The following is a 22,762-nucleotide window of genomic DNA, read 5'->3' on the forward strand; positions in this document are numbered from 1 at the left end:
GTGGCACGACATGCTTGAGATTCTTGGAACAATCGGCGGCAACATCCTGAGCCTGCCCGGCATTCTGGGCCTTGCGGTGGGCATGATGACCCGCCAACTGTGGTTGGCCGCGACCATGGGCGCGGTGATCGGCATACTGGAAACCCTGGCTTTCGCCCATTGGGCCTTTGCCAAGGTCGAGCCCATGGAGCTGATCATCGGCGTGCTGGTCGGTGTGTGCGCCAGCAGCATTGGCTGTCTGATCCGCCAGAAAGGGGCGACCGTCTAGGGCGACAGTCGCCGCTTACTCTTTGCGGTTCTTCAGGTGTTTCAGAACGGCGCTTGCGATCATGGTCACCACCCCGGGGGCAAGCGTTCCCAGAGGGTCGCGTGAGACGGTTCTAAGGTCGCGGACCGTCTCGCGAGCCTCTGACATCATGTCCTGAACCTCGGCCTCGATATCGCCGATCGCCATGTCGCGCAGTTCTGCTACTGGCGCAGTGTCGGCCTCGGCGCTGACCGAGTTGGCGATAGCCGCGAGTATCAGCGCCACGATCAGGTTGATCAGGGCGATGACCAGTGCAGCCAACGGCTTGGACATCACTGACGCCAGAGCAAGATAGCCCGCGACATTCAGCATGATGATGGCCAACCCGCCCGCCAATCCGGCTGCGGCGAAAAAGCCTGCGCGTTTGGCCAAGACGGTCATGTTCCGCTGAGCGATCAGCCGTTCGGTGCGCAGGATGATGGAAATGTTTCGGGAAATGCGGCTCATCTGACTGTCTCCTACCTGGACCGACCGATCACGTAGCCCAGAGCAAAAACGCCCAGGGCGAACAGGATGGCTTTCTTGTGTGGCATGGCATCCAACTCGGCCAGCGCGGTCTCGATCTCACCGGACCAGTCTTCGAACTCGGCCGACAACTTATCGGGAATGTCCTGGACGGCCTCTTTCACCTTTTCGCCCGCCTTGCGCGCGCCCGATTTTTTGTCCTCGGCCTGCTCCTCAAGCTGCCGCTTCAACTCAGCGACCTGCTGTTCAAGTTCCGCTTTGGTAACCATTGGCGTTGTCCTTTCGTGAAGCGGCCAGTCGCGCGGGCGATGGGCCGATAATCCAGTTTGGCGGCATCGAGATCAGTCTTTGGGACCCACGCGGCCATCGCCCGACATCAGTATGGCGATGGGGCGCGTGGCCGGAATGTGGGTCAGAATGATCATGATGCAGACAGTGATCGGCACGCTCATCAGCGCACCGGGAATGCCCCAGATCGCGGTCCAGAATGTCAGGGCCAGTATGACCATGAGAGGGGACAAGTTCAGACTTTTGCCCAGCAAGGTCGGCTCAAGAATATTTCCGACCGAGAATTGCACGGCCCCGCATCCCAACAGCACCATCAGGAACGGGCTTAGTTCCTCGAACTGGACAAGAGCGACCAGAGAGGGCAGGGCGACACCGATGATCGAGCCGACCGTGGGGATGAAATTCAACAGAAAGGCCAGAACCGCCCAGGTCTCGGCGAAATCCAACCCAACCGCCCACATGACAAGAAAGCTGCCGAACCCGGTTAGCGCGCTGACGAAAGTCTTGATCCCGACATAGCGCTGGATGCTGGCGGACGTGCTGTGCAGCACGTTGCGAACTTTGTTGGCAAGCCTTGGATCCGAGATCGCGAGGTCAATCTTGGTCTGCATCGGCAGGCGTTCAACCAGCATGAACGGCACGTAGAGCAGCACAAGGAAGAAGGCGCTGAGGAAGGCGCCAGCGGATCCGATGATGCTGCCGGCAAAACCCGACAGGTTGATCTGGCTCAGCGCCTTCTGGGCCGCGGCATAGTTCTCGTTGCCGACGAGGGCGACAAGTTTTGCCAGGATACCGGACAGGCGCTCTTCGTATTTCGGGAAAGCCTCGGACACCAGACCGGCCTGGCTGGACAGGATCGACAGGATGATCAGCAATCCAAACAGGATCAGGCACAAGGCCCCAAGATGCGCCATCCATTTCGGTACGGAATGGCCCAGAATGACGATCCGGTGGATCCGGTCAGATGTTGCAGTAAGCAGCACAAACAACAGTATGGCGAAAGAAAGCGGTATCAGAACCGAGGACGCCAGCACCAATGACGCGATGGTCAGAAACAGCAGAACAACCAGCTGATACCAGAAGGTCAGCCCAGGCTTGCCCACGCGCTGGTTGTCGGCCTTGGGTTGAGTTGCCATGCACGTCTCCTGCGGGCTCAGCACCATTGCGGCCCGCCACCGTTGGTCGGTTCCGCCATTAGGCACAGATATTTGGCTGTTCTCAAACAAAATTCTCGAAAGAGTTGATTTCTGGACAGGTTGCAAGCGGGTCTCTACGCTCGGCTTTGGATCAAATCCAAGGACCAAAGCCCATGCGCCGCACATCAACCAATTCGCTGCTTGTCATCGCGCTTGCGATCAGCGCAGGCATTGCGATTTGGGGCCTTGTCGACCCGGCGGGGCTGGGCCGGTTGGCGTCTGCCGCGGTTGCGACGCAGTTCGTAAGCCGGGGTTGGTTCATCATGCTCGAGGCCAGCGGCCTGTTGTTCGTCGCGCTGTTTCTGGCCTTTTCGCGCTTTGGGCGCATCCGGTTGGGGCCGGATGGTGCCGAGCCCGAGTTTTCGACCCCCGCATGGATCGCCATGCTGTTTGCGGCCGGGATGGGGGTTGGGCTGCTGTTTTATGGTGCGGCCGAGCCGCTGACTCATTTCGAAGAGCTCAGAAAATACGAGCCAGATCCGAGGGCCGCCGGAAACGCTCTGTTCGTAACCTACCTGAATTGGGGCTTTCATGCCTGGGCAATCTACGGGGTGGTCGGTCTGATCATTGCCTATTTCGCCTTCCGCCGTGGGGGCACTCTGCTGCTGAGCGCGCCGTTGAACGACGCTCTTGGGTCGGCCCAGTGGGTTCGGGCGATGGGCTGGGGCTTTGATCTTCTGTCAATCGTTGCCATTGCCGTGGGGTTGGCTGGCTCGCTGGCAATGGGAGTGTTTCAGGTTCAAACCGGGCTGGCCGGATTGCTCGGCGTGGCGGATTCGGGGGCTCTGACGCTTCCGGTCTTTTTCGCCATGTGTGTGGCCTTTGTCATCCCTCTGCGCCGGGATTTGGGGGACGGCATGGCCAAACTGTCCAATGCTGCGATGCTGATTGCCGTGGCAATGATGATCTATCTGTTGATCCTTGGCCCCACCTCATACCTGATGAACGGTATCGTGAGCGGCTTCGGGAGATACGTGTTCCACGTTCTGCCAGCCGGGTTTGCCACGGCCGAGTTCTTTGGTGACGATCTCGTCAACTGGTTCCAGGATTGGACTCTGAACTACATGATCTGGTGGCTGGCCTGGTCGCCGTTCGTCGGCATCTTCATCGCCCGGATTTCCCGGGGCCGAACGATCCGGGCGTTTCTTCTGGGTGTGATCGTCGCACCAACCTTGTTCTCGATCCTTTGGTTTGGCGTGTTTGGCGGGCTTGGGTTTTTTGATGCGCTGCGGCAGCAAGGCTCCCTGTCCGTGGTCAATCAGCAGAACCTGGATGCGACCACATTCGCTTTGCTTCAGCGGTTTCCACTGTCGGGGCTAACGCAGACAGCGACCATCGTCGCGGCGTTTCTGTTTGTGGTCACCAGCGTTGTCAGCGCCGGATTTACCCTTGCGATGATCGGAACCGGTGGTGATGAAAACCCGTCTCCCCGGATCCGCACGGTGTGGGGGACAATTCTGGGTGCGTTGGGGCTTGCCATGGTCTTTGTCGGAGATATCGGGCTGGTGAGATCTGTGATCGCAATTTCGGCGATCGCCTTTGTTTTCATCGTCCCGGTTCTGGTGGTCTGTCTGTTCCGGGTGCTGGCGCGAGAGGAAAGACCATGACAGGTGAGTTTCTGGATACCGTTTTGAACGTCACCGTCTTTCTGTACCTGGGCTTTCTGATCTGGCTGTGCCTGCGCCCGGATCCCTGAGGCCCGTTTGCCGGAAAAGGGATGTCGCCATCCATCAAACCTGATGGGGGTAACCCAAAGAACGCGCGCGTTTTCCCTGCAGGTTGAATTGCAGCCATGCCCCATGCTGCGGTCGTCATGCAATGAGACTCCCGCCTTGATCTCGGAGATATAGGGCAGCATGCGCAAGAGTTGGCAAACTACAGCGAACTACGTCTTCAGCGCGCAAACAGCCTATTGGCAGAGTACTGGCTGATCCGCTGCCGATCAAAGAAGCCTGGTGGGGCCGAACGTTCCGCCCTATTTGTCTCGTATGAATTTGCGCGGCGGATTCCGGTGTTGACATTTTCTGATCTCGGTTAATAATTTTACCAACTAAAATAATGTTGGTGAGGGCGCGTCTCGTGTATCTGGGTTTGGATCTGGGGACCTCTGGTCTCAGGGGAATTCTTGTGGACGAGGCCGGGCAGGTTCTGGCCGAGGCTGAGGCTGAGATCGCTACGTCGAACCCGCAATCGGGATGGTCCGAACAAGCCCCGCAGGACTGGATCGACGCCTGCGCGACCGTCATGGGCCGGCTGCGTGAGACGAACGGCGATGCACTGGCGCAACTGCGGGCGATCGGACTGAGTGGCCACATGCACGGCGCAACGCTGTTGGATCGGGACGGCACCGTCCTGCGGCCGTGCATTCTGTGGAATGACACCAGATCGGCGCAAGAGGCCAAAGAGTTGGACCAGACCCCCGGGATGCGCGAGATCACGGGCAATATCGTGTTCCCCGGGTTCACCGCGCCCAAGCTGGAATGGGTCCGTGCCCATGAACCCGACCTGTTCGCCCGAACGGCCATGGTGTTGTTGCCGAAGGATTTTCTGCGGTTCTGGCTGACCGGGGAATATGTCAGTGACATGTCCGACAGCGCGGGAACGTCCTGGCTGGATGTCGGCGCGCGAGACTGGTCGGACAGGGCGCTGGAGTTGGGTCACATGAGGCCCGATCAGATGCCGCGACTGGTCGAGGGCACTGACCATGGTGGCGAGCTGCGGGAGGAACTGCTTCGGGAATGGGGGCTGTCCGGCCCGGTTGTGGTCGCTGGCAGTGCTGGCGACAACGCCGCGGCCGCTTGCGGTATCGGCAGCATCGACGAAGGGTCCGGGTTTTTGTCTCTTGGCACCTCGGGTGTGCTGCTGATGGCCCGGAACAGCTATGCACCGGCACCCGAGACGGCGGTTCATTGCTTTTGCCATGCGGTGCCTCACCGGTGGATACAGATGGGCGTCATCCTGTCGGCGACCAACAGCCTGAACTGGCTGTCGCGCAACCTCGGCCAGTCGGTCGAGGCGCTGGCAGGGGCGCTTCCCGCCCAGCCAAGCGGGCCGTCGGCGCTGACCTTTCTGCCCTACCTGTCCGGCGAGCGGACGCCGCACAATGACAGCGCCATCCGAGGGGCTTTTCTGGGCCTCGACATCGCCTCGGGGTCGGCGGATCTGGTGCAGGCGGTGATGGAGGGCGTCGGTTTTGCAATGCGGGATTGCCTTGAGGCTCTGAGGAGCACAGGCACCGAACCGTCGCAGTTGATTGCCGTAGGCGGCGGTGCGCGGTCCCGATATTGGCTTCAGACCATCGCCACCACGCTGAATGTGCCGCTGGCCCTGCCCAAGGGGAGCGCGTTCGGGGCTGCGACTGGTGCCGCGCGGCTGGCCATGTGCGCTGCCGGGGACGCAACACCCGAACAGGTCATGACCCCACCAGAGATCGACGCCGTCATCGAGCCGCAGAGTGATTTGACCGAAGCCTATGACAGCGCCTACAGACGATACAGAGCGTATTACAAGGCGCTGGCGCCATTGGCTGGATGATGAACAAAAGTCGCAATGATTGCACTGATATCCCGGTTATCGTCCTGCAAGACGGGGACATGCGGGTGTCATTGCTGGGCTATGGAGCGATCACGCAAGGGTGGTGGTACAAGGGCCAAACGCTGATCCTTGGCTATGACGACCCGACCGAATACCTGAACGACCCGTTCTATCTGGGCGCGCTCGTCGGGCGGGTTGCCAACCGGATCGGCGGCGCAGGGTTCGATCTGGACGGCACCCATCATGCGCTGATTGCGAACGAAGGGTCGAATACGCTGCATGGGGGGGCAGAAGGGCTCTCGCGCCAGTTCTGGCAGGTCGAGCAGCTTTCGCCGTGCGAGGCGGTGCTGGTCCATGTCTCGCCCCACGGCGCGGGCGGATTTCCGGGGGCTGTGCGCTTCGAGGTCAGGGTCCGGTTGGATTTCCCTCGCCTGACATATTCGATCTCTGCCTGGCCGGACAGGCCGACCCCGATCAGCATTGCGCAACACAACTACTACACGTTGGAGTCTGCTCTAGGCATCTCGGAGCACCGATTGCAGTTGGTGTCGGATCGTCACTTGGAGCTGGACGATCAGGGGATACCGTCTGGCGGGATCGTCGACTCTGCATCGGTCGGGCTGGATTTCGCGGCCCCCCAGCCGATCGGACAGGTCGCTACGGACCTCGATCACTTCTTCCTGTTCGGCACCCGCGGCATGGTGACCCAACCGGTTGCCACCTTTGCGGCGCCGTCGGGTCTGACGATGACGGTCCATTCCGATCAGCCCGGGGCGCAGGTCTACTCTGCCGCCCATTTGTCCGCGCCATTTGCACCGCATGCCGGGCTCTGTATCGAGCCATCGGGCTATCCGAATGCGCCGAACGTCCCCGCGTTTCCATCGATCATATGTACGCCCGAAAAACCGTATCACCAGACGCTGATGCTTGAGATATCCGAGGCAGGGGCATGAGCGTGTTCCGTTCCTTATCGGCCTTGGCTGTTCTTGCCAGCTTTGCCACCGGGACAGCGGCCCAGAACCTGGGCCCGGCTCCCGAGTTCATCGAGCCCGACCTTGCCATCGTGGAACTGGGCCAAATGCTGTTCTACGACCCGATCCTGTCGGGAAACGAAAATATCAGTTGCGCCACCTGCCACCACCCAAGGTTTGGGACCTCGGACGGGATGTCGCTGGGCATCGGCGAAGGCGGGATTGGGCTGGGCAGCGCCCGCGGGCTTGGGTCTGACAACCGGCCCGAACAGCGCATCCCGCGCAATTCCCCGGCCCTCTGGAACCTTGGCGCGACCGAGTTCACGACGTTCTTTCACGACGGCAGGCTCGAGGATGATCCAGAGCAACCTTTCGGCATCAGAACACCGTTGGGGCAGCATATGCGGCCGGGGTTCCGCTCGGCATTGGCGGCTCAGGCCATGTTCCCGGTTCTGTCGCCGGATGAAATGGCCGGACATTATTCGGAAAACCCGATCAGCAAGGCGGTACGGCTGGGCTTTCTGACGCAACAGGGTGGTGCATGGGACCTGATCGCCGGTCGTGTGGCTGCGGTTCCGGATTATCAAAGGATGTTCCGCGACGTGACCCCCGAAAAGGAGGTCTCGTTCGTAGCCATCGCCAACGCGATTGCCGATTTCATCGCCTTTGAATGGCGCGCCGACAATAGCGCCTTTGATCGCGCGATGCGCGGAGAGGAACCTCTGCCGCCCGACGCGGCGCGCGGCATGCAGCTGTTTTACGGCAAGGCCGGTTGCGGATCGTGCCATTCGGGGTGGTTTCAGACTGACCACGGGTTTCATGCGATCGCGATGCCGCAGATCGGCCCGGGAAAAGCTGCTCGTTTTGAAAACCACGTCCGGGATGATGGTCGACTGCGCGTAACCGGAGCAGCCGAAGATGCGTTTGCGTTCCGGACACCGTCGCTGCGCAATGTGACGCTGACTGCGCCCTATGGCCACGATGGCGCCTATGCTCGGCTCGAGGACGTGGTTAGGCACCACCTTGACCCCGAAGGCGCGTTGCGGCGCTACTCGATCGAAATGGCAGAGCTGCCTGTCTTTCCCGGAGCCGATGATCAACGGCCGCTACAGGATCCGGCCTTGGTCGATGCCATCGCCGCGGCCAACGAACTGCAACCGATTGCCCTGTCAGATGCAGAGATTGACGACATCCTGAGCTTTCTGGCTGCACTGGAGGATCCCGCCGAACGGCTGGGTGTACCAGAGCGGGTGCCCAGTGGGCTGCCAGTCGACAAGTGATCAGCGCCGCAGTCGGATGATCCGGTTGGTGTCGTATGTCTCCCAGTCCGAGCGGTCTCCGCCGGGCCAGACGACACGAATGTCCACGGTCCTGGCGTCGCCCAGACCGAAATGATGCGGCCCTGCCATCCCGCTGGCATGGCCTCCGCCGATCGTGATCTCGCGGGTCTGAATTCCGGCAGCGGTCCGGACTTCGACAAAGGCGCCGATGGCCTGCGAATTGACGTCGAGCTGGCCCAGATCCACCATGACCCAGTTCCCTGTTGCGGGCTGGTTCTGATAGATTTCGGCGGGTGATCCGCGATTGACCACAACCAAGTCCAACCAGCCGTCATTGTTCAGATCATGCAGCGCGGCGCCGCGAGATTTTGCCATCGATGCCACACCGACCCCAGCCGCGGATTCGAAAAACTGACCGGATTCCAGCTGCAGCAACAGGCTGTTGGGATCGTCCTGAGCCGCATCCGGCATCTGCTCGACATTGCCCTTCGCGACGAAAATGTCGTCACGCCCATCGTTGTTCACATCCGCGAATTGCGCGTGCCAACCGGTCGATGGTCGCCCGTCCGCGCCGATGTGCGGCCGATGTGCGGTCGTGCCCTTGTCATAGGTCGCATCACGCCATGTGGGACCGCCGGCCTCGGGGTCGAAAATCTGGAATTTCTGATCTCCCATCGAGGTCAGGTAGACATCGGGATAGCCATCCCCCGTCAGATCACGCGACGCAATGCCCATGCCCCAGATCGAATAAGGCAACCAGCCTTCGGCCTGATCATACAGGCGCGGAGTGTCTTCCATCGCCCACATCTGTTCCTGTCCGTCACGGACATAGTAGTGCCGATCGTTGCTGATCCGCAGATCCGCGCGCCCGGTCCGGCCCCAATCCGAGAACAAAGCCGACAGCGCACAGTATCCGGGTTCCAGCCGAACGGGCGGGCCATAGGTTTCACCAAAGGGGCGGTACAGCAGAGTGGGGCCGCAGGCCTCGAATGGGCCATTCGGATTGTCGCGGTCCACATAGGTTCCGAAGGCCAGAGTGGGCAGTGCCTGCCCGGGTTCCCACGTGGCCGAGAAGGCTGTGGTCCAGTGGTCATCGGGCTCAAACCCAAGCCCCGCGAATGGGCTGAACTGGCAATCGGGCCCACCTTTGAGCAACAGGTCCGCCCCAACGCGCAGAACCACAAGGTCCAAGATGGCGTCGCCGTCGATGTCCATTGGGTAGGCGCCGGTCACACCTGTCAGCGACAGCGACTCTGGCGTGCTTGCCTGAAAGGAGATTTGCGCCCGAGAGGTGTTTCGGAACAGCTGCGATGGGTTCGCCCCACCAGCAAGGAAGAGTTCCGGCAAGTCGTCCCCGCTGCAGTCGAAAACCGCGACGCCGCCACCCACGAAATGCTCCCAACCGCCGTCGTAGACATGAGAGGGAATGTCGATCGGTTGATACCGGGGAACGGCAGGATCGGCACTGGCGGTCGTGGCGAGGGCCGCCACCAAGGCGAGTTCAGCTCGCATGGGCTGCGATCTCCTGCACCTTTAGGATCGACACTTGTTCGATCCCGTAGGCCGCCGCGCCCTTGGCCCACATGAGGTCGCCCCAATGATGCACCTTGATCTCGGGCAGGGCGGTGTCGACATTCACAACTCCGTTTCGAATGCGCGCCATCACGTCGTCCGAACATAGGTGCTCAAAGCTGACCTGGGCTCCGGACAGAATGATGCAATCGGGGGCAAACAGATTGATGAGGTTGGACAGGCCCAAGCCGAACATCTGGCCGGCGCGGGCCAGAACGGAAATCGCCCGTTGGTCTCCGGCGTGCGCACGGTCGTGAATGTCGGAAACGGTTTCCAGCGCGCTGCTTTGCCCGGCGACCGTCATTTCTCGGATCAAAGCATAGTCGCCGACATAGGCCTCGAGGCATCCCCGTTGCCCGCATTGGCACAGCGCCCCGTCCAACTGGACCTTGGCGTGCCCGAATTCGGCCCCGCAGCCGTGGTTGCCCCGGAACAGCTTGCCGTCCAGAACGATGCCCAGTCCGACACCGTGCTCGATCGTGACGACAAGAAAGTTCGACAGGCCCTTGCCCAGCCCGAACAGCTGTTCGGCCTTGGCCACCAGGTTCGCATCGTTTTCGATGAAGGCCGGGCACGGCAGGCCTTCGTCCAGAAACGCGGCGAAGTTCACATTGCGCTCGGTGATCGAAGATGACCAATGCACGAAATTCCTCTCGGCATCGACCAAACCGGCGATGCCTATGGAAACACCTGAAAGCCCGTCGATCGTACGGTCGATCTTTGCGCAGGTCTCCTCAAGCGCAAGGCGCACAGTGCGGACGAAATCGCGCGGAGACATTCTGGCATCTTGCAAGGCGTACATGTGCGAGGTGACTTCGTTGCCTTCGAAATCGACCAGGATGACCGAGATGACCTGGCGCGCGACCTTGAGGCCCGCCACAAGATAGGAGGGCCCGTCCAGTTGCAGAAGAACCCGCGGCCGCCCGCGTTTGGCAGATTTGGAATGCGCCTCGCCTTCGGTCTCTCGGACCAGGCCGGCGGAAATCAGGTCAGCGGTTGCAGCGGTGACGGTCGCCGGGCTGGTCTGCAGGGCCGATGCGATGTCGATCCGCGAAATCGATCCCTTGGTCCGGATATGCTCCAACACCCGCAGGCGCGTGGCATTCCGTTGGTCCAGCGAGTTTTGAGAAGCCTTGCTTTTCAGCATCTTGTCTCCGCGAATCTTCTGTTGGCCTCAATCTATTGGGATTTGAGGTCCACGAACAGAGTAAATATTTTACCCGCTGAAATAAATATGATACGCAGAAATACGAGGGCCGCGAATCATGACGCGATGGCCCCATCAACGGGAGGAAATCATGAAACGAATTCTCAGCTTTTCAGCTGCTGTTGCCATGGTTGGCTCGGCTGTCTTTGCCGAGCCGGTCGTCGGTGTAAGCTGGTCCAACTTTCAGGAAGAGCGCTGGAAGACGGACGAAGCGGCAATCAAGTCTGCGCTTGAGGCCGGTGGGGCCGAATATATCTCGGCGGACGCCCAGTCGTCCGCGGCCAAGCAGCTGTCGGACATCGAAAGCCTGATCGCACAGGGTGTGGACGCTCTGATCATTCTGGCGCAGGACGCGCAGGCCATCGGTCCGGCCGTACAGGCCGCCGCGGATGAGGGCATTCCCGTCATCGCCTACGACCGCCTGATCGAGGACGATCGCGCCTTCTACCTGACCTTCGACAATGTCGAAGTGGGACGCATGCAGGCGCGCGCCGTGTACGAGGCGATGCCCAAGGGCAACTACGTCATGATCAAGGGTTCGCCTACGGATCCGAACGCGGACTTCCTGCGCGGTGGTCAGCAGGAAATCCTTCAGGCGGCGCTGGACAGCGGTGACATCGTGATCGTCGGTGAAGCCTATACCGATGGCTGGTTGCCCGCCAATGCGCAGCGGAACATGGAACAGATCCTGACCGCCAATGAAAACAAGGTCGATGCGGTTGTCGCGTCGAATGACGGGACCGCAGGTGGCGTTGTCGCGGCGCTGACCGCGCAGGGCATGGAAGGTATCCCAGTGTCGGGTCAGGATGGCGATCACGCCGCGCTGAACCGCGTAGCCTTGGGTACGCAGACCGTTTCCGTCTGGAAGGACGCACGCGAACTGGGCAAGGCCGCCGGCGAGATTGCCGTCGCACTCAGCAGTGGCACCGACCCGTCGGAAATCGACGGAGTGGTCAGCTGGACCTCGCCGGGTGGAACGACGATGAATTCTGTCTTCCTGGCTCCGGTTCCGATCACCAAGGACAATCTGTCGGTTGTTGTGGATGCCGGATGGATCGCGCTGGAAGATCTGTGCCAAGGCGTCGAGAACGGCCCCGCACCCTGCAACTAAACTCCAAAGTCCCCGGCCTGCATGGGCGGGCCGGGGACCCTTGCTGAATATGAAAGATCGGAAATGACCGAAACTTCGTCTCAGCCGATACCTCAGAAAACCAAGCCAAGCCTGTTCCAGCAGCTGGAACTGGACATGCGGCTTTTGGGCATGATCGGCGCATTCGTGATCCTGTGCATCGGGTTCAATATCGTCACTGACGGGCGGTTCCTGACGCCCCGCAACCTGTTCAACCTGTCGATCCAATCGGTTTCGGTGGCGATCATGGCCTGCGGTATGGTGTTCATCATCGTAACCCGGCACATCGACCTGTCCGTTGGCGCTTTGCTGGCGACCACCTCGGCGGTAATGGCCATGACGCAGACCGAGTTGTTGCCGCGCGTGTTGGGGATGGGTCTGGACCATCCCGCCACCTGGATCATCACCATTCTGGTCGGTCTTGCCATCGGAACGCTGATCGGAGCGTTTCATGGCTGGATGGTCGGCTACCTGACCATTCCGGCGTTCATCGTGACTTTGGGTGGCTTTCTGGTCTGGCGCAACGTCGCCTGGTATCTGACAAGCGGGCAGACAATCGGGCCGCTGGACAGTAATTTCATGATGTTCGGGGGAACGAACGGAACGTTGGGAACAACGGCAAGCTGGCTGTTCGGGTTGTTTGCGGCGGCCATTGCGATCTGGGCGCTGTGGGGCAGCCGCCGGGCCAAGGCGGCGCATGGCTTCCCGGTCAAACCCGTCTGGGCCGAGGCAACGCTCGCCGGTATCATTGCCGCAAGCATCCTGGGATATGTGTACATCCTGAACAGCTATGCCATTCCGACGCGCCGGTTGCAGCGTATGTTCGAAGCCCGCGGCGAGACGATGCCCGAGGGCCTGATCGTCGGGTACGGCATCCCGATCTCGGTCCTGATCCTGATCATCGTCGCTGTGACCCTGACGGTCGTGGCCCGCAAAACCCGTTTTGGGCGCTATATCTTCGCGACCGGCGGCAACCCGGACGCAGCCGAGCTGTCGGGTATCAATACCCGCCTGCTGACCGTCAAGATCTTTGCGCTGATGGGCTTCCTGTGTGCGGTTTCGGCAGTGGTCGCCTCGGCGCGGCTGGCCAACCATTCCAACGACATCGGAACACTGGACGAACTGCGAGTGATCGCGGCTGCGGTCATTGGTGGAACCGCCCTGTCCGGCGGGATCGGCACCATCTATGGCGCGATCCTTGGTGCGCTGATCATGCAGGCGCTGCAATCGGGCATGGCCATGGTCGGCGTGGATGCGCCGTTCCAGAACATCGTCGTCGGAAGCGTGCTGGTTCTGGCCGTCTATATCGACATCGTCTATCGCAAGCGATTGGGTGGAAAATGACGCAAGCGCAGGAAACTCAGAAAACGCCGCCGGCATCCGGTCGCGGATCCGGGCAACCACCTCTGGTCGAGATGCGAGACATTTCGATCTCGTTCGGCGGGATCAAGGCCGTCGACCAGGTCTCGGTCGATCTGTATCCCGGCGAGGTGGTGGGATTGCTTGGGCACAACGGGGCTGGCAAATCGACGCTGATCAAGGTCCTGTCCGGAGCCTATCAGATGGACCACGGGCAGATCCTGATCGACGGCAAACCGGTCGAGATCAACAATCCGCGCGACGCGCGGGCCAACAATATCGAGACAATCTACCAGACCTTGGCCTTGGCCGACAATCTGGACGCCACCTCGAACCTGTTCCTGGGACGCGAAATGACTACGCCTTTCGGTCTGGTCAACGACGCGGCAATGGAGGCCGAATGCCGTAAAATCATGGCGCAGCTGAACCCCAACTTTCAGAAGTTCAACGATCCGGTTTCGGCTCTGTCAGGTGGCCAGAGACAGTCGGTGGCCATCGCGCGGGCTGTCTATTTCAACGCCCGCATCCTGATCATGGACGAACCGACCGCCGCCTTGGGCCCGCACGAGACGCAGATGGTGGCCGATCTGATCCACCAGCTCAAGGCGCAGGGGATCGGAATTTTCCTGATCGACCATGATGTCCATGCGGTCATGGATTTGTGCGATCGGGCCTCGGTCATGAAGAACGGCAAGCTGGTCGGCACGGTCGATATCGCGGACGTGACCGACGACGATCTGCTGTCGATGATTATTCTGGGCAAGCAGCCCGGTCAAAACTCGGAATAGGGGGCAGGTATGACAAGCGGTTTCTTCGAGGGTATCGAAAAGGTCCGGTACGAAGGCGTAGACAGTCGGAACCCGCTGGCGTTCCGTCACTATGACCCGGACGAAGTGGTGTTGGGCAAGCGCATGGAGGACCATCTGCGCTTTGCCGTCGCCTGGTGGCACTCTTTCGCATGGGAGGGCGGAGACCCGTTCGGCGGTCCGACTCTTGTTCGCCCGTGGCACCCGCAAGACGACATGGGACGCGCCAGGATGAAGGCCGATGTCGCCTTTGAGATGTTTGAAATACTGGGACAGCCCTATTTCTGCTGGCACGACGCGGATATTCGCCCCGAACAGGGCAGCTTTGCCGAAAACCTGCGCACGCTCGAGGAAATCACCGACTATATCGGTGAAAAGATGCAGGCGTCGAGAACCAAGCTGCTTTGGGGCACCGCCAACATGTTCAGCCATCGCCGCTGGATGGGGGGTGCCAGCACGAACCCTGATCCGGACGTCTTTGCCTTTGCCGCAGCAACCGTGAAATCCTGTATGGACGCGACCCACAAGCTAGGCGGCGAGAACTATGTGTTGTGGGGCGGGCGCGAAGGCTACGAGACGTTGCTGAACACCGATCTGGGGCTGGAACTGGACCATATGGGACGGTTCCTGAACATGGTGGTCGACTACAAGCACAAGATCGGGTTCAAGGGCACCATCCTGGTCGAGCCGAAGCCACAGGAACCCTCCAAGCACCAATACGACTATGACGCCGCAACCTGCATCGGGTTTCTCAGGAAATACGGGCTGGAAGACGAAGTGAAGCTGAACCTGGAACAGGGCCACGCGATCCTGGCTGGCCACAGCTTTGAACATGAAATCGCCGTGGCGGCGGCCGAGGGTATGCTGGGTTCGATCGACATGAACCGGAACGATTATCAATCTGGATGGGACACTGACCAGTTTCCCAACAACGTGCCCGAAGTCGCGTTGGCCTACTACTACATCCTCAAGGCCGGAGGGTTTTCGACCGGGGGCACGAATTTCGACGCCAAGATCCGCCGCCAGTCGATCGACCCCGAGGATCTTGTCGCGGCGCATGTGGGCGGCATGGACGTCTGTGCCCGCGGGTTGAAGGCCGCGGCCGCGATGATCGAGGATGGCGGGCTTGATGCCGCGTTGACCGACAGATATTCCGGATGGGACAGCCCGGAGGCGCAATCGATGCTTGCCTCATCGCTGGATGAAATCGCGGCCCGTGTGTTAGCCGAAGGTACCAATCCCGAGCCTCGATCCGGAAGGCAGGAGCGCTTGGAGAACTACGTCAACAGGTTTGTCTGACGGCTAAAGGTTCAACGGTTCCGCGCCCGGAAGCCTAAGACTGGTTCGGTTTAATCAGCCGGTATTCATGACTTAAGACCGGCTGTGCGCCACCGGGCCATATCCGAATGCGTGTTGAGGGCATCGGTCTTCTGCGGTGGGTGCCCCCGATCGACCCGCATGCCTTCTGGCTTCAATCGGATGCCGGGACTACCAGCCCAAGTTCTTTGTCCGATGCCGTCCCGGCGTATTTGTCCCGCGGCGGCATTGGCCTCGACTTCCAATGTGGCTCGAACGCAAAGCTCGACACTTTGCGGCCGCCCACCAACGCTCCGTTTCCGGCACCCAAGGCATAGTCGTAGTAGAGTTTCACGATTTCTTCTTGTGTCACCTGCCCCGTGGCCTCATGCGCCATGCAGGCGGCTTTCCAGTTTCGGACTCTGTCGTACTCGCCGTTCTGCGGGAGTTCAAAATCTTCGTAGTATTCCAGAAACCAGAACCGTTGGAACATCGGTGTAAATACCGCCTCGGCCAACCCGAACTGATCGAACAGAAAAACACCGTTCGGGTTGTGGGTCAGAAGAAAGTCATTGAGGTCACGATATAGCGCGAGCAGTTTTTCGTTGTGGGCGTCTTTCTGCGCGGGGTCCTGGTTCATCACATAGACGTAGCCGGTCATCGTGAAGGCGCCCTCTTTGGCAATCAGCATCGACTCGACCGCATGCTCGGCCGGGTCGGTGCGCCGCAGCTTTGGCCCTTCGAGCATTTCATCGAGATAGCGCAGGATCACGAGGCTTTCCTTGATGATCTGCCCGTCTGGAGTCTCGAGAACCGGCAGAGCGGTCGTTCCGCGCGTTTTCTTCAGCAGCTCTGGATCGCGGGGTTTGGTGATGTCCACGACGCGGAACTCCACCCGGTCCCTCATCCCCCGCAACGCCAGCAGAATTTCAAGCCGCTGTGAAAAGGGACACACGGGAATATGGTAGACGATGTGCTGGGTCATGACGTTCAATCCAATGGAGGGCCAGTAAATGACAGGTTGTACTTGGCGGCCACGGCCTCGATGTCCGGCATGTATTCCGGAATTTTGTACCGGGCCGTTGCCATGGCGTGGAAGAAGCCCTCGAAACCTCCCGGTGTGAGAATGACAAGGTGACGGCTGGACTCATCACCGATGACCTTGAACGTGTGTTCTTTTCCGCGGGGTATGAAGATGCTTTCTCCCGGGCCGACACGCGTTTCGACACCTTCGACCCAGACTTTGCAGACACCGGTCAAAATCACGAAGACTTCGTCTTCTGCGTGATGGATGTGCCGTGGTGGACCGCTTCCGACCGGCGAAAGGCTGTCTACAATCGACATGGCGCCCCCGGTTTCGGCGGGGTCCAGAATTGTTTTGTAACGAACGCCCTGCCATTCGAGCGTGGCGTCATCAACCAGATGATCATGCATCGCTTCTGTCCTTTGATCCGACATGAAACGAAAGCGCTTTCGGTACCTTACTTGTAGGCGCAAAAAACGGTATCAATCTAACGAAAGTTCATAATACGCGGTATTACCAACATGAATTTCGCAACGCTTGATCTGAACCTGCTCCGTGTTCTTGATGCGATTCTGACGGCGGGGTCCACCACCAAGGCAGGGGAAAGACTTGGGGTTTCGCAATCGGCAGTGTCGAATGCGTTGAACCGCCTGCGGCACGCCTTAGGTGACGATCTGTTTGTGCGGCGGGGAAATCAGCTTGTCCCAACGGATTTTGCGGTTTCGATCAAGGACGGGCTGCGTGAGGAACTCAATCGACTTGAAAGTCTACTGAGCCGCAATGATGATTTCGACCCCAGGCAGGCATCCGAAACTTTCAAGATCGCGGCCAGCGACTTTTTCGCCGAGCTGCTGATGCCCGGCCTTGGGGGTGTCCTGAACCGCAAGGCTCCGAAGATGGTCGCGCAATTGGTGGATCTTGTTCCCGAGAACTATGTCGAGAGTCTTGAGCGCTACAATGCTGATCTCGCGTTGATCCCGGATACAGATGCACCGGATTGGATCAGCCGAGAGGTGCTGTTCCGGTCGTCCTTCATGGTCGTCGGGCGCGTTGACAACCCATTCCTTGTACAGATCGAAGACGGTGCTGAACTTCCGATGGAAACCTTCTGCGCCTTGTCGCATGTGCTGTTCTCACCCGAGGGCAAACTGGCGGCGATGGGTGATGCGGCTCTGGCGAAAGTTGGTCGAAAAAGGCACGTCGCGATGACGCTTCCGGTGTTTTCAGGGGTGTGCCGAGTGGTCAGTGCAAGCGATCTTGTGGCCTTGGTGCCTTCTCAGCTGGCCAGGAAGTTTGCGCCGGAGTTCGGCCTGAAGGTCCTTGCCCCGCCGTTCGAAATCGAACCCGTCAACATCATAGCTATCTGGCACAGACGATCGGATGAAAATCCGATGGCAAAATGGATGCGGCAACAGGTGTTCGATCTGCTGAAGCCGCTGGACACCAGGTAGTCGGAGAAGCACGGGTTCGAGTTTCTATTTGTTGACGATTTCCATCGAATAGGTGCGCCGGGCCGAGGCTGGTGGCGGCGGGAAGGGCGCGGCGGCCCGGACCTGCGCCAGTGCGACCTGATCCAGCCGGGACGAACCCGAGCTGCGGGCGACGCTGACCGACGCCAGCGCACCGTTGTCGGCGATGCGAAAGGCCACCCGGACCGAGCCCCGGATGTTCACGCTTTTGCGCCGCGCCCGCAAAATCTTTCGCTTGACCAGACCGGCATAGGTGCTGGCCTCGGCATTTCCCTGTTCCTGCGCGGCGCGGTTCGTCCGTTTCGCCGAGGCCGCCCCGGTCGCCGCCTTGCCGGTGGCGCTGCCCTTTTTGCGGCTGTCCGCGGCATTCCCGGTCTGGGTGGGTGGTTTTGGAGGCCGGGCCTGTTGAGGCTGGGGTTTTTGCAGGGTCGGCGTATGGGCGTTCTGCCGCTGGGCCGGGGCCTGCGCCCGCACCCTGGTGGCCGGCTGCGCGCGCGCACGGTCCGCAGGGGCCTCTGGCGCGGTCTGTGCTGGGGCAACGGGTGACTGCTGCGCGGCCGCCGGGGGCGGGGCTACGGTTCCGGCCGCGTAATCCCGGAACGAGGACCCTAGCGCCGCAGGGGCAACCGCGCCACCGCCTTCGACGAAAACCGCCTCGTCCGTGTCGAATTCGAACAGGGCGGCGGCGTGGGCCGCGGCGGCTAGCACGACCAGCACGGCGGCCATGATGCGGGATTGCGGGATCATGGCAGGCCCCGCTCGGTCACGACGAAGACCCGGTTGGCGCCCAGGGCCCGCAGGGCGTCGCTGACCTGTTTCAGCCGCACCGCCGGCAAGGCCCGGTCGGGCACCAGCCGCACGGCATCCAATGGCAGGTCGATCGAGGCGCGCTCGACATAGGCCGCCACATCCGTCAGCTCGGCCCCGCGATATTCCAGCACGCCGTCGGCGCGGATGACCAGCGCATCCGGGGGCTCGCGCCCTTCAAGATCCGCCGTCCGCACCAATTGCACCGACTTGCCCAGAGGCGGCGCCAGCGTGCCCGCGATCATGAAGAAGACCAGCATCAGAAAGACCACGTTGATCAGCGCGATCGTCGGCTCGCGGCCGGGTTTCGTTTTGGGGGTCAGGCGGATCATCCGATGACCTGCGTGCTGAGCCGGGACACGGGCGCAAGCGCGGTCAGCAAGTCGATCAACTGCTGCGCGGTCGCCCCGCCGCCCAGGCTGATCAAGGCCAGCTGGTCGGTCCGGCCGTCGAACCGGGCGGCGACCGCGCCGGGCGCGACTTCGGTGCCGTCGATCAGGATGCGGTCGCGCTCCAGCTTGATGAACCGGATGGACGGCTGGGCCTGCGCTCCGCCCGCCGCGGCGGTGGTCAACTCGATCTCGGCATATTTCGAGAAGTTCGAGGTGAGCATGAAGAACAGCAGCAGCAGAAAGATGACATCGATCAGGGAGGTCATCGACAGGCGCCGGTGCCGCCTTTTGCGGGTTTCAAGCGCCATGGGCCAGCGCCTCGGAGGACGGGATGGCCGGGCGTGACGCGGCGGCGTGGCCGGGGGCAAACACCGTGCGCAGCGCGCGGTTGGCAAAGACCCGTTCGCGGGTCATCCGCGCCTCGAACCAGGTCAGGACCAGCGAGGTGGGCATGGCCACGGCCAGCCCCGCGGCGGTCGTCATCAACGCAACCCAGATGCCGCCGGCCAGCAACGCCGGATCCACCGCGTTGCCGGCCTCCTGAAGGGTGCGGAAGGCCTCGATCATGCCCAGCACGGTGCCGAACAGCCCCAGCAGCGGCGCAAGCTGCGAGACCATGTCCAGCATGTTCAGCCCGCGTTCCAGCCCGGCAAAGCGCGCCTCGGCCTCGGCATCGGCGCGGTCCATCAGTTCCGGCCCGTGCCCCTCCAGCGCCATGGCGACCACCGGCGCCAGATAGCTGCGGCTTCGGTCCAGATGCGCGCGCGCAGTGGCCCGATCGTTGCGGTCCCAGGCTTCGATGGCCTGCGACAGCTCGACATGCCGCCCGACCCCGGCGGCCTTGTACTGCCACAGCTTGTAGAGGATCAGCGCCATGGTCGCGACCGAGGTCGCGATCAGCACCGCCACGACCGGGCCGCCCAGGTCCAGAATTGCGGTCAGTCTTTGCAGAAATGCATCCATCGGATCATCCAATCAATTCGGTCTCAAGGCGGCTGCGTAGCGTCAGGCCGGACAGGCAGGCATCGGCCAGATCACCGGGATAGGCGCAGTCCTGCACCCCGTTGATCAGGATCCGGCTGATCTGATTGCAGGCCAGACCGTCGAATTTGAACTGGCGCACGCGGGGCCGCCCGGCGGGCAGGTCCTGGAAATCCAGCAGCGTCAGCAGGGCCACTTCGCCTTGCGCGCCGAACAGCACCGTTTCGTAGACGGCGCCGCCGATATCGGCGGGGTGGGCGTTTTCGACCACGAAGCTCAGCAGGCAGCCCTGATCCTGGTCCACGGCCGAGCTGAGCTCGATCGTGACGCCGCCCGCGCCCTGGGTGCCCGCGGCACTGGCCAACCCCGCCCCCGCGATGGGGGGCAGGGCCAGCAGGACCGCCCGAACAAGATTTTGCATGGCTTTTGTCATGAAGGGTCCTTTCCCTTGTGGGCTCAGAAGGTCTTGGCCAAGGTCAGCTTGAAATTCCGGCCTGGCGAATTGCGGGTCGACAGGTTCGGCTGATAGGCCTTGTCAAAGATGTTCTCGATCCCGGCGCGCAGTTCGAAGCCTGCCAGCGCGCCCTCTTGCGGCAGATAGGTCGCGCGCAGGGTGTTCACCCCGTACCCACCCACCGGATCGCCCGAGGAATCGAGCCCGGACTTGGCGCCGAAGATCTCCCAGCTGACATCCAAGGTTTCGCCGAACCGCCTGCCCAGGGTGATCCGGGCCGAATCCGTGGTTTCGTTGCGCCACGGCGATCCGATGCCCGCCGCGCTGAATTCGGTGGCGCTGACGATGTTGGCGTTGAAATCGACGTAGAAGCCCGTGGCATGGGCATAGGAGGCCTCGATCTCGACGCCCTCGGTTTCGACCTTGGACAGGGGGTGGGACGGGGTGCCCGACACGTAAGAGGTGATGTCCCACAGATCGGTGCTGTAGAGATTGACCTTGGCGCGCAGGGCGTCGCCGGCGGCGAAGATGTCGCCGCGGTCATAGGAAAAGCCGGCCTCCCAGGTGCGGGATTTCTCGGGCTGGGTCATGTAGAGCGGTGTGCCCAGATCGTCGATGATCGGCAGGCTTTCGGTATAGGCCCCGCCCGCGAACACCGCGAAGCCGCTGGCAAATTCATAACGGGCCGACAGGCCGCCCATCAGCGCGTCGTTGTCATAGCTGGCGTTGAAGGGCGCCGCCGCGTCGCCGTTGCCCTTGATGTCCTGCGTTTCGTACCGCAGCGCGGGCGTGACGGTCAGCTGGTCGCCGAACTGGATGTCGTCAACGGCAAACAGCGCGATACGGCGGTCGGTGCCACCCGGCGCCGATGGGGCATCCAGCCGCTCGCGGTCGATGAATTCCACCCCGAACCGCAGATCATGCGACGCGGCCCCGGTCTGGAAATACGCGTTGTTCTTGATCGTCAGCTTGGTGGTTTCGTAATTGTGCGTAGCATCGGCCAGCGCCCGGATGCCGGGGAAGAAGGGCGTTCCCTCCAGACTGGACGAACCGGGCACATAGCTGCTGTCGATGGATTGTTCGGAATAGCTGAGATTGACGTCCAGATCGACCAGATCGTTGCCCGCCGGCCGGTACTGGTAACGCAGAACGGCGATCCGGGTTTCGATGTCGCGGTCCACGTTGCCGAAGGCGTCCGCCGTCGTACCGAAGGAATCATAGGGCACGTCGCGCTCTTCCGAGGTGGACTGGTTCCAGGACGCGGTGATCGAATGTTCAAGGTTGTCGCCAAAGCTGTATTTCCCCTTGGCCAGCAGCGACGGCAGGGTAAAGGCGCTGTTGCCGATCGTGTCGCCGTTCCCGTCCTTCTGATCGCTTTGGTCGCGATAGGTGTAGTTGAACAGGAATTCGGTCTGCCGGTTGGGTTGCCACGCAAGGATCGACGACGAGGCAAAGCCGCTGCCGTTGGAATACCCCTCGAGCGTCTGGCGGAAGCGGAACCCCGGTTCGCCACCGGTAAAGTCGGACGCGTCCTTGGTTTCCAGCTGAACCACGCCGCCGACGACGCCCGAGCCGTATTCGAAGGACCCCACCGTGCCGCGGATGACCGAGACGCTTTTGTACAGCTGCGGATCGGTGAACATCTGGTTGCCGATCCGGTACAGCTCTTCCGCGCCGGCGGTCGCGCCGTCGACAAGGATCAGAACCTTCTGGTCGGTGCCGAAGGTGCCGTTGGCCCCGTATCCGCGGATATTGATGCCCGATCCTTGCGGGGTCGAGCCGTTCACCAGGGTGACGCCGGGAACCGAATCGATCAGTTCGGCCACCGTGTTGGCCTGACGGTCATCGATCTCTTCCTGGTCGATATTCGTGACCGGAACCGCGGTGGCGGTCTGGATCTCGCGTTTGCTTTCGCCCAGTTCCAGGGTCCCGAGGAACCCGTCATCCTGTTCCTGCGCCCAAACCATGGACGCCGTCAAACCAAGGCAAGAGGCCGTCCCAAGCAGGCCTGCAATATGAGTACGCGCACGCATTTCTGTCCCTTCGAAACAAGTGTGAGGACCGGAGATGCTTGCAGTTCGCTGGCGCTGGTCAGTTTTTTTTCTGTTTTTTGGAATCGCCTGTTCGCGGCGACTTGTGCTCGTTAATAAAGGTGACTAAAACAGTCAACATAATTTCGTGCCTGTAATTTTGGCACTGCCAGCAGGGCGCTGTTTGCGATCAGC

23 protein-coding genes are annotated in these 22,762 nt (G+C 61.2%); 10 read left to right on the top strand and 13 right to left on the bottom strand.

Annotated features, from left to right (window positions below):
• Positions 1-10: 10 nt before the first annotated feature.
• Positions 11-268: a hypothetical protein gene (locus ACR0JC_RS07560; RefSeq protein WP_170340171.1), complete on the top strand. Its 258-nt coding sequence runs from the start codon at positions 11-13 to the stop codon at positions 266-268.
• Between the two features lie 15 nt (positions 269-283).
• On the opposite strand, the gene ACR0JC_RS07565 is transcribed toward ACR0JC_RS07560, so the two are convergent.
• From ACR0JC_RS07565 to ACR0JC_RS07575, 3 genes are all read right to left on the bottom strand, one after another.
• Positions 284-754 carry a phage holin family protein gene (locus ACR0JC_RS07565; RefSeq protein ID WP_170340174.1) on the bottom strand — a complete coding sequence of 157 codons (471 nt, stop codon included), beginning with the start codon at positions 752-754 and terminating at the stop codon, positions 284-286.
• Positions 755-765: 11 nt separating this feature from the next.
• Positions 766-1,041, bottom strand: a complete 276-nt coding sequence (locus ACR0JC_RS07570; RefSeq protein ID WP_170339561.1) for a hypothetical protein — start codon at positions 1,039-1,041, stop codon at positions 766-768.
• A gap of 72 nt (positions 1,042-1,113) precedes the next feature.
• Positions 1,114-2,196, bottom strand: a complete 1,083-nt coding sequence (locus ACR0JC_RS07575) for an AI-2E family transporter (protein ID WP_170340177.1) — start codon at positions 2,194-2,196, stop codon at positions 1,114-1,116.
• Between the two features lie 173 nt (positions 2,197-2,369).
• Here ACR0JC_RS07575 and ACR0JC_RS07580 point away from each other — a divergent pair, with 173 nt between their 5' ends.
• The 4 genes from ACR0JC_RS07580 (at position 2,370) to ACR0JC_RS07595 (ending at position 8,041) form a co-directional block, all read left to right on the top strand.
• Entirely contained in the window at positions 2,370-3,863 is a 1,494-nt protein-coding gene (locus ACR0JC_RS07580; protein WP_170340179.1) for a BCCT family transporter, read from the top strand.
• 472 nt (positions 3,864-4,335) lie between these two features.
• Complete coding sequence (gene xylB / locus ACR0JC_RS07585) at positions 4,336-5,790, top strand: xylulokinase (RefSeq protein WP_170340181.1); 1,455 nt, start codon at positions 4,336-4,338, stop codon at positions 5,788-5,790.
• Entirely contained in the window at positions 5,787-6,743 is a 957-nt protein-coding gene (locus ACR0JC_RS07590; protein ID WP_480763670.1) for an aldose epimerase family protein, read from the top strand. The genes xylB and ACR0JC_RS07590 overlap by 4 nt, the downstream gene beginning before the upstream one ends.
• Positions 6,740-8,041, top strand: coding sequence for a cytochrome-c peroxidase (locus ACR0JC_RS07595; protein WP_170340186.1), 1,302 nt, complete (start codon positions 6,740-6,742; stop codon positions 8,039-8,041). The genes ACR0JC_RS07590 and ACR0JC_RS07595 overlap by 4 nt, the downstream gene beginning before the upstream one ends.
• On the opposite strand, the gene ACR0JC_RS07600 is transcribed toward ACR0JC_RS07595, so the two are convergent.
• Together ACR0JC_RS07600 and ACR0JC_RS07605 are read right to left on the bottom strand one after the other, a co-directional pair.
• Positions 8,042-9,553, bottom strand: coding sequence for a CRTAC1 family protein (locus tag ACR0JC_RS07600; protein ID WP_170340188.1), 1,512 nt, complete (start codon positions 9,551-9,553; stop codon positions 8,042-8,044).
• A complete protein-coding gene (locus tag ACR0JC_RS07605; protein WP_170340190.1) occupies positions 9,543-10,760 on the bottom strand; it encodes an ROK family transcriptional regulator in 1,218 nt (405 codons plus the stop codon). The genes ACR0JC_RS07600 and ACR0JC_RS07605 overlap by 11 nt, the downstream gene beginning before the upstream one ends.
• Before the next feature lie 151 nt (positions 10,761-10,911).
• On the opposite strand from ACR0JC_RS07605, the gene xylF reads away from it, so the two are divergent.
• The 4 genes from xylF (at position 10,912) to xylA (ending at position 15,413) form a co-directional block, all read left to right on the top strand.
• Positions 10,912-11,931 (top strand): D-xylose ABC transporter substrate-binding protein, encoded by a 1,020-nt coding sequence (gene xylF, locus ACR0JC_RS07610; RefSeq protein WP_170340192.1) that lies wholly within the window; start codon positions 10,912-10,914, stop codon positions 11,929-11,931.
• Between the two features lie 63 nt (positions 11,932-11,994).
• Positions 11,995-13,293 (top strand): sugar ABC transporter permease, encoded by a 1,299-nt coding sequence (locus ACR0JC_RS07615; RefSeq protein WP_170340195.1) that lies wholly within the window; start codon positions 11,995-11,997, stop codon positions 13,291-13,293.
• A gap of 71 nt (positions 13,294-13,364) precedes the next feature.
• Positions 13,365-14,096, top strand: coding sequence for an ATP-binding cassette domain-containing protein (locus tag ACR0JC_RS07620; RefSeq protein WP_093965003.1), 732 nt, complete (start codon positions 13,365-13,367; stop codon positions 14,094-14,096).
• A gap of 9 nt (positions 14,097-14,105) precedes the next feature.
• Positions 14,106-15,413 carry a xylose isomerase gene (xylA, locus tag ACR0JC_RS07625; protein ID WP_170340197.1) on the top strand — a complete coding sequence of 436 codons (1,308 nt, stop codon included), beginning with the start codon at positions 14,106-14,108 and terminating at the stop codon, positions 15,411-15,413.
• A gap of 172 nt (positions 15,414-15,585) precedes the next feature.
• On the opposite strand, the gene ACR0JC_RS07630 is transcribed toward xylA, so the two are convergent.
• Together ACR0JC_RS07630 and ACR0JC_RS07635 are read right to left on the bottom strand one after the other, a co-directional pair.
• Positions 15,586-16,395 carry a glutathione S-transferase family protein gene (locus ACR0JC_RS07630; RefSeq protein ID WP_170340199.1) on the bottom strand — a complete coding sequence of 270 codons (810 nt, stop codon included), beginning with the start codon at positions 16,393-16,395 and terminating at the stop codon, positions 15,586-15,588.
• Positions 16,396-16,400: 5 nt separating this feature from the next.
• Positions 16,401-16,844, bottom strand: a complete 444-nt coding sequence (locus tag ACR0JC_RS07635) for a cupin domain-containing protein (protein WP_170340201.1) — start codon at positions 16,842-16,844, stop codon at positions 16,401-16,403.
• A gap of 111 nt (positions 16,845-16,955) precedes the next feature.
• Between ACR0JC_RS07635 and ACR0JC_RS07640 the strand changes: the two genes are divergently transcribed.
• On the top strand, positions 16,956-17,885 hold the full coding sequence (locus ACR0JC_RS07640; RefSeq protein WP_170340203.1) for a LysR family transcriptional regulator: 930 nt from the start codon (positions 16,956-16,958) through the stop codon (positions 17,883-17,885).
• A gap of 24 nt (positions 17,886-17,909) precedes the next feature.
• On the opposite strand, the gene ACR0JC_RS07645 is transcribed toward ACR0JC_RS07640, so the two are convergent.
• From ACR0JC_RS07645 to ACR0JC_RS07670, 6 genes are read right to left on the bottom strand one after another with little or no spacing between them, the layout of a single operon-like run.
• Entirely contained in the window at positions 17,910-18,650 is a 741-nt protein-coding gene (locus ACR0JC_RS07645; protein WP_170340206.1) for an energy transducer TonB, read from the bottom strand.
• Entirely contained in the window at positions 18,647-19,042 is a 396-nt protein-coding gene (locus ACR0JC_RS07650; protein WP_170340208.1) for an ExbD/TolR family protein, read from the bottom strand. The genes ACR0JC_RS07645 and ACR0JC_RS07650 overlap by 4 nt, the downstream gene beginning before the upstream one ends.
• On the bottom strand, positions 19,039-19,368 hold the full coding sequence (locus ACR0JC_RS07655; protein WP_480763677.1) for a biopolymer transporter ExbD: 330 nt from the start codon (positions 19,366-19,368) through the stop codon (positions 19,039-19,041). Before ACR0JC_RS07655 ends, ACR0JC_RS07650 begins: the two co-directional genes overlap by 4 nt.
• A 31-nt stretch (positions 19,369-19,399) precedes the next feature.
• Positions 19,400-20,065: a MotA/TolQ/ExbB proton channel family protein gene (locus ACR0JC_RS07660; protein WP_170340213.1), complete on the bottom strand. Its 666-nt coding sequence runs from the start codon at positions 20,063-20,065 to the stop codon at positions 19,400-19,402.
• 4 nt (positions 20,066-20,069) lie between these two features.
• Positions 20,070-20,516 carry a hypothetical protein gene (locus ACR0JC_RS07665; protein ID WP_254430746.1) on the bottom strand — a complete coding sequence of 149 codons (447 nt, stop codon included), beginning with the start codon at positions 20,514-20,516 and terminating at the stop codon, positions 20,070-20,072.
• A gap of 23 nt (positions 20,517-20,539) precedes the next feature.
• Positions 20,540-22,504 (bottom strand): TonB-dependent receptor domain-containing protein, encoded by a 1,965-nt coding sequence (locus ACR0JC_RS07670; protein WP_480763678.1) that lies wholly within the window; start codon positions 22,502-22,504, stop codon positions 20,540-20,542.
• Between the last annotated feature and the right edge of the window lie 258 nt (positions 22,505-22,762).

The sequence above is a fragment of the Ruegeria sp. CH5 genome, assembly GCF_056537025.1.

Coding starts and splice junctions, on each gene's coding strand:
- ACR0JC_RS07640 (WP_170340203.1), top strand. CDS start 16,956: ATGAATTTCGCAACGCTTGATCTGAACCTGCTCCGTGTTCTTGATGCG.
- xylF (WP_170340192.1), top strand. CDS start 10,912: ATGAAACGAATTCTCAGCTTTTCAGCTGCTGTTGCCATGGTTGGCTCG.
- ACR0JC_RS07650 (WP_170340208.1), bottom strand. CDS start 19,042: ATGATCCGCCTGACCCCCAAAACGAAACCCGGCCGCGAGCCGACGATC.
- ACR0JC_RS07590 (WP_480763670.1), top strand. CDS start 5,787: ATGATGAACAAAAGTCGCAATGATTGCACTGATATCCCGGTTATCGTC.
- ACR0JC_RS07660 (WP_170340213.1), bottom strand. CDS start 20,065: ATGGATGCATTTCTGCAAAGACTGACCGCAATTCTGGACCTGGGCGGC.
- ACR0JC_RS07560 (WP_170340171.1), top strand. CDS start 11: ATGCTTGAGATTCTTGGAACAATCGGCGGCAACATCCTGAGCCTGCCC.
- ACR0JC_RS07615 (WP_170340195.1), top strand. CDS start 11,995: ATGACCGAAACTTCGTCTCAGCCGATACCTCAGAAAACCAAGCCAAGC.
- ACR0JC_RS07595 (WP_170340186.1), top strand. CDS start 6,740: ATGAGCGTGTTCCGTTCCTTATCGGCCTTGGCTGTTCTTGCCAGCTTT.
- ACR0JC_RS07600 (WP_170340188.1), bottom strand. CDS start 9,553: ATGCGAGCTGAACTCGCCTTGGTGGCGGCCCTCGCCACGACCGCCAGT.
- ACR0JC_RS07570 (WP_170339561.1), bottom strand. CDS start 1,041: ATGGTTACCAAAGCGGAACTTGAACAGCAGGTCGCTGAGTTGAAGCGG.
- ACR0JC_RS07665 (WP_254430746.1), bottom strand. CDS start 20,516: ATGACAAAAGCCATGCAAAATCTTGTTCGGGCGGTCCTGCTGGCCCTG.
- ACR0JC_RS07635 (WP_170340201.1), bottom strand. CDS start 16,844: ATGCATGATCATCTGGTTGATGACGCCACGCTCGAATGGCAGGGCGTT.
- ACR0JC_RS07565 (WP_170340174.1), bottom strand. CDS start 754: ATGAGCCGCATTTCCCGAAACATTTCCATCATCCTGCGCACCGAACGG.
- ACR0JC_RS07670 (WP_480763678.1), bottom strand. CDS start 22,504: ATGGTTTGGGCGCAGGAACAGGATGACGGGTTCCTCGGGACCCTGGAA.
- ACR0JC_RS07575 (WP_170340177.1), bottom strand. CDS start 2,196: ATGGCAACTCAACCCAAGGCCGACAACCAGCGCGTGGGCAAGCCTGGG.
- ACR0JC_RS07655 (WP_480763677.1), bottom strand. CDS start 19,368: ATGACCTCCCTGATCGATGTCATCTTTCTGCTGCTGCTGTTCTTCATG.
- ACR0JC_RS07580 (WP_170340179.1), top strand. CDS start 2,370: ATGCGCCGCACATCAACCAATTCGCTGCTTGTCATCGCGCTTGCGATC.
- ACR0JC_RS07620 (WP_093965003.1), top strand. CDS start 13,365: ATGCGAGACATTTCGATCTCGTTCGGCGGGATCAAGGCCGTCGACCAG.
- ACR0JC_RS07630 (WP_170340199.1), bottom strand. CDS start 16,395: ATGACCCAGCACATCGTCTACCATATTCCCGTGTGTCCCTTTTCACAG.
- xylA (WP_170340197.1), top strand. CDS start 14,106: ATGACAAGCGGTTTCTTCGAGGGTATCGAAAAGGTCCGGTACGAAGGC.
- ACR0JC_RS07645 (WP_170340206.1), bottom strand. CDS start 18,650: ATGATCCCGCAATCCCGCATCATGGCCGCCGTGCTGGTCGTGCTAGCC.
- ACR0JC_RS07605 (WP_170340190.1), bottom strand. CDS start 10,760: ATGCTGAAAAGCAAGGCTTCTCAAAACTCGCTGGACCAACGGAATGCC.